Source organism: Micromonospora sp. NPDC051296 (assembly GCF_040682255.1).
Classification (GTDB): domain Bacteria; phylum Actinomycetota; class Actinomycetes; order Mycobacteriales; family Micromonosporaceae; genus Micromonospora; species Micromonospora craterilacus.
In genome coordinates this window covers 1-4,433 of the sequence record NZ_JBFBAO010000477.1, presented here as the reverse complement: position 1 = coordinate 4,433, position 4,433 = coordinate 1, and the positions used below count along the sequence as shown (strand labels likewise).

6 protein-coding genes are annotated in these 4,433 nt (G+C 72.6%); 2 read left to right on the top strand and 4 right to left on the bottom strand.

Annotated elements, in window-relative coordinates:
• The first annotated feature begins 331 nt into the window (after nucleotides 1-331).
• Together AB0M52_RS31195 and AB0M52_RS31190 are read left to right on the top strand one after the other, a co-directional pair.
• The gene (locus AB0M52_RS31195) at nucleotides 332-856 is read left to right on the top strand and encodes a SigE family RNA polymerase sigma factor (RefSeq protein ID WP_363961135.1); all 525 of its coding nucleotides are present in this window, start codon (nucleotides 332-334) and stop codon (nucleotides 854-856) included.
• The gene (locus AB0M52_RS31190; RefSeq protein WP_363961133.1) at nucleotides 853-2,340 is read left to right on the top strand and encodes a hypothetical protein; all 1,488 of its coding nucleotides are present in this window, start codon (nucleotides 853-855) and stop codon (nucleotides 2,338-2,340) included. The genes AB0M52_RS31195 and AB0M52_RS31190 overlap by 4 nt, the downstream gene beginning before the upstream one ends.
• A gap of 11 nt (nucleotides 2,341-2,351) precedes the next feature.
• Here the strand turns inward: AB0M52_RS31190 and AB0M52_RS31185 are convergent, their stop codons facing one another.
• From AB0M52_RS31185 to AB0M52_RS31170, 4 genes are all read right to left on the bottom strand, one after another.
• A complete protein-coding gene (locus AB0M52_RS31185; protein WP_363961131.1) occupies nucleotides 2,352-2,858 on the bottom strand; it encodes a GNAT family protein in 507 nt (168 codons plus the stop codon).
• A gap of 5 nt (nucleotides 2,859-2,863) precedes the next feature.
• The gene (locus AB0M52_RS31180; RefSeq protein ID WP_363961129.1) at nucleotides 2,864-3,178 is read right to left on the bottom strand and encodes a hypothetical protein; all 315 of its coding nucleotides are present in this window, start codon (nucleotides 3,176-3,178) and stop codon (nucleotides 2,864-2,866) included.
• Nucleotides 3,178-4,173, bottom strand: coding sequence for a biotin synthase BioB (gene bioB, locus AB0M52_RS31175; protein WP_111212612.1), 996 nt, complete (start codon nucleotides 4,171-4,173; stop codon nucleotides 3,178-3,180). The genes AB0M52_RS31180 and bioB overlap by 1 nt, the downstream gene beginning before the upstream one ends.
• A gap of 10 nt (nucleotides 4,174-4,183) precedes the next feature.
• Nucleotides 4,184-4,433: hypothetical protein (locus AB0M52_RS31170; protein ID WP_363961127.1), on the bottom strand; the 250-nt coding region annotated here is incomplete at its 5' end.

The following is a 4,433-nucleotide window of genomic DNA, read 5'->3' as shown; positions in this document are numbered from 1 at the left end:
CAAACAGGCCAAGATCTCACGACGTCGGCGGGCGACCTACCCACCATTTTCACGCCTGCGCGGCGTCCCCAAAAGACCGGCTGACTTGGACAGTTACCGTTTTCGCGGAACGGAAACTGTCCAAGATCTAGTCGTCCGGTCGCCAACCGGAGGTGCCCGCCGCGCCCGCATCGCGGTCTGCCGGACCAGCCGGCGTCGGCGAGGAGAACCATCCGCAGGCCCGTAGGCCAGCGTCCGTCCGCACCGGCCGTACACCTGCCCGCTCCGATTACCGTGATCGTTCCCCACCCGAAAGACGCGGGACGGGCGTGTTGGTGGTCGGGAGGTGGGCGTGGACGGTGAAGAGTCGTTCCGGGCGTACGTCGCCGGGCGGATCGCGGCACTGTCCCGGGCGGCATGGCTGCTGACCGGGGACCGGCACCAGGCCGAGGACCTGGTGCAGCTGACACTGGTGCGCGTCGCCCGGCACTGGGAGCGGGTCTGCGCGGCCGGCGACCCGGAACCGTACGTGCGGCGGACGATGTACAGCCAGCACGTCTCGCTGTGGCGACGCCGCTGGCGGGGTGTTGACCTTCACGCGGATCCGCCGGAGCAGACGATGCCGGACGGCACCGCCGGGGTCGCCCGTGCACTGGTCGTCCGGGCGGCGTTGGCCCGGCTAGCCCCGCGCCAACGGGCGGTGCTCGTGCTGCGGTTCTTCGAGGATCTCACCGAAGTCGAAGCCGCCGCCGCGCTCAATTGCTCGGTGTCCACCGTGAAGAGCCAGACCCGCGACGCGCTGGCCCGGCTGCGCACCCACGCTCCCGAGCTGGCCGAACTGGTGGGCATCGGCGCCGCCGCAGGGGAGGGACGATGAACGAGGAAGTGCGTTACGCGCTTCGTGACCTCGGTGAGCGAATGCCGGCGGCACGGCTGGCGAGCGACCCGTGGCTGGTCGGCCGGCGTCAGCGGCGACGCGCGGCGCGGCGTACCGGCGTCGTGGCTGTGGTGGCCGTCCTGGTCGGTGTGCTCGGCCTGTTCGCAGTGCTTCGGGGATCGGGGGCCGGAACGATGCCGGCTGCGGCCGGCGAGGGCGTGCCGGCGCGGATCAGCCTGCCCTGGATGTGGCAGGCGACCGTCGAGCAGGATCCGCCCGGACCGGCGTCGGTGCTATTCGGTGGCGGTGGGTTCGGGCTTCGGGGAATTGACTTCGTGGACCACGAGGGCAAGATCGCCGTGGTCGGCCGGGGCGGCGACTACCGGATGCTGCTCTACGGCGGCCACGAGAGTACGGCGGGAGAGGGGGTCCAACTCTCCCCGGACGGCCGCTACGTCGCGCACAACCCCGGCGACGACTGGCTGACCGTCACCGACCTGACCGACGCCAGCGACCGCGCCTATTCCGGGCCGCCGGACAGCGACTGCTGCGCCTCGCCGATCGCCTGGTCCCGGGACGGGGGCACGTTGGTGGTGTTGGACAGCACCGTCGAATCACTCGACGACAGGTACCGTCGGATCTGGGAATCCGGGTCGAGCGTCTATGGGCAGCCGGTCACCCTGTCCCGATTGACCCTGGTGGACCTCGGCACCGGCACCACCCGCGTGCTGCTGGACGGGCTCGGCGACTGGGAGAGTCTGCGTACCGCCTCGCTGGCCGCGTTCTCGCCGGACGGGATGCGGATCGCCGCGACCGTCGGAAACCGACTGAGCCTGCTCGACCGCGACGGCCGGACGCTGTGGTCCCGTGACCTCGGGCCGCGACGCAAGCTTGCCGGCCACGGGGCCTTCACCGCGGACGGTTCCCGGATCGCCGTCACCGATCTGGAGGGCTGCCTGCTCGACTGCGACACCGCCGCCCTGGCGGCGCGCACCTGGACGGTGACCTGGCTGGACGCGGCGACCGGCCAGGACGTCACCGGACCCACCCTGGCCCCGGTGCAGGGGCAGGCGCTGCGCGCGCTGGGCTGGCGGCTCGGCACCGATCTGGTGGCCGTGCGGTACGAGGCCGGCGGCGGCATGATCGAAGGCGCCGGATGGAACGACACCGGCTACTGGGAGAGCGGGCGCGTGCAACTGATCGCGCTGCGCCCGGACGGAACCACCGAGGTCCTGGTCGACCCGCCGGACGAGGTGTGGTCCCTGGACGTGGCCCGGGACCTGCTGGAGGCCGGCGCGTTCGGTGCCCCGGCGACCGAGCCGCGCCCCTTCCCGGCCCGGCCGCTCATCCTGCTGGTGGCGGTGCCGCCGGCCCTGCTGGTCGCGGTCGTCGTGGGCGTGCTGCTCCTGTGGCGGCGGCACCGTCGCTGGCTGCGGATGATCCGCTCCACCCCACCGATGACTGACCCCCCGTGGCCTGCCTGACCGGCGGCGGGTCAGCCGGCCAGTTCGTCGGCGAGGAGATCCATCAGCAGGCCGTCGTGCCAGCGTCCGTCCTCGCCGCGCTCGTAGCGGCGCAGCACGCCGACCGGCCGGAAGCCGACCTTCGCGTACGCCCGGATCGCGGCGGTGTTCGCCGCGGCCGGGTCGATGGTGAAGCGGTGGTGCCCGTGGGCGTCGATCAAATGCCGGACGAGGGTACGGATGGCGTCCCCGCCGAGCCCGGCGCCGCGTACCGACGGGTCGAGGAAGATGTCGATGCTGGCGTGCCGGTAGTCCGGGTCGTCCTCGGCGTACCACTGGATCGCGCCGACCACCCGGCCGCGGTGCTCGACGGCGTACACCGTCAGATCCTGGTCGGCGAGGTCGGCCGCGACGGCGGCGGCCAGGTCGTCGCCGCCGCGCCACCAGCGGCGTACCTCCGGTTCGGCGCGGATCGCCGCGAGGGACGGTACGTCCGCGGCCGTCGCCGGCCGGAGGGTCACCGTTTCGCCTCGCAGCATCGCTCTCAGCCCCGCAGCTCGCCGTGCTCGACGCAGACCGCCGACCAGCCGACCGGTAGCACCTGCACCTTCATCCGGCGCCGGCAGTGGGCGCAGTACCGGGGCGGCTCCAGCGCCCGCGCTGCGGCGCAATCTTCGTGCGTGCCGGTCGCCGCCGCCTCGCCGCACCGCTCGCACCACGGCCCGACCGTCGCCGACCCGGCTACCGCAGCCGACCCGCCCGCAGCCGACCCGCCCGCAGCCGACCCGCCCGTCGACGCGGTCTGCCCGCGCCCGGGCCGGCTGTCAACGGCGTCCGCCGCGCGCTCGCCGGCCGGCATCACAGCGTCGCCGACAGCGCCTTGACCGGCATCTTCAGGTCGTCGAGCAGCTTCAGGTCGTCGGTCGCCGGCCGGCCGAGGGTGGTCAGGTAGTTACCGACGATCACCGCATTGATGCCGCCGAGCAGCCCGTCGCGGGTGCCCAGGTCGCCCAGGGTGATCTCCCGGCCACCCGCGTACCGCAGGATGGTGCGCGGCATGGCCAGCCGGAACGCGGCGATGGCCCGCAGCGCGTCCTTGCCCTCGACCACCGGGCGGTCACCCAGCGGTGTGCCGGGGCGGGGGTTGAGGAAGTTCAGCGGCACCTCGTGCGGGTCCAGCTCGGCCAACTGGGCGGCGAACTCGGCCCGCTGCTCCACCGTCTCGCCGAGGCCGAGGATGCCGCCGCAGCAGACCTCCATGCCGGATTCGCGGACCATCCGCAGGGTCTCCCAGCGCTCCTCCCAGGAGTGCGTGGTGACCACGTTCGGGAAGTACGACCGGCAGGTCTCCAGGTTGTGGTTGTAGCGGTGCACGCCCATCTCGACCAGTTCGTCGACCTGCTCCTGGGTGAGCATGCCCAGCGAGGCGGCGACCTGGATGTCGACCTCCGCCTTGATCGCGGCGACGCCCTCGCGCATCTGCTTCATCAGCCGGGCGTCCGGGCCGCGCACGGCGGCCACGATGCAGAACTCGGTCGCCCCGGTCTCGGCGGTCTGCTTGGCCGCCTTGACCAGCGAGGGGATGTCCAGCCAGACCGACCGTACCGGCGAGGTGAACAGGCCGGACTGCGAACAGAAGTGGCAGTCCTCCGGGCAGCCGCCGGTCTTCAGCGAGACGATGCCCTCGACCTCGACCTCCGGGCCGCACCAGCGCATCCGCACCTCATGGGCGAGCTGGAGGGCGGCGGGCAGGTGCTCGTCGGGCAGGTTCAGCACGGCGAGGACACCGGCCTCGTCGAGGCCGACGCCGTTTTCCAGCACCTGGGTCCGGGCCTGGTCGAGGATCTCTGGCATGGCTCGTACCCTACAAGGCCCCCTGACCGCGAGAAACGGGCTCCGGGCCCGGTGTGGGCCGGCCGTCGAGCAGCAGTGCGCGGGTCAGCGGTGGCGCGGTCGGATCGGCGGCGGCCAGCAGCAAGGCACTCTCGATGGCACGGCGCAGCAGCGCGGCGGCCCAGCGTGTCGGGATTCGCACCAGCTGAGCGTTCAAGTTCTGACCGCCCTGGACGAGGTGCGCCTCTCGCCCGCCGAGGCGGCCCGGTGGCTGGTGACCC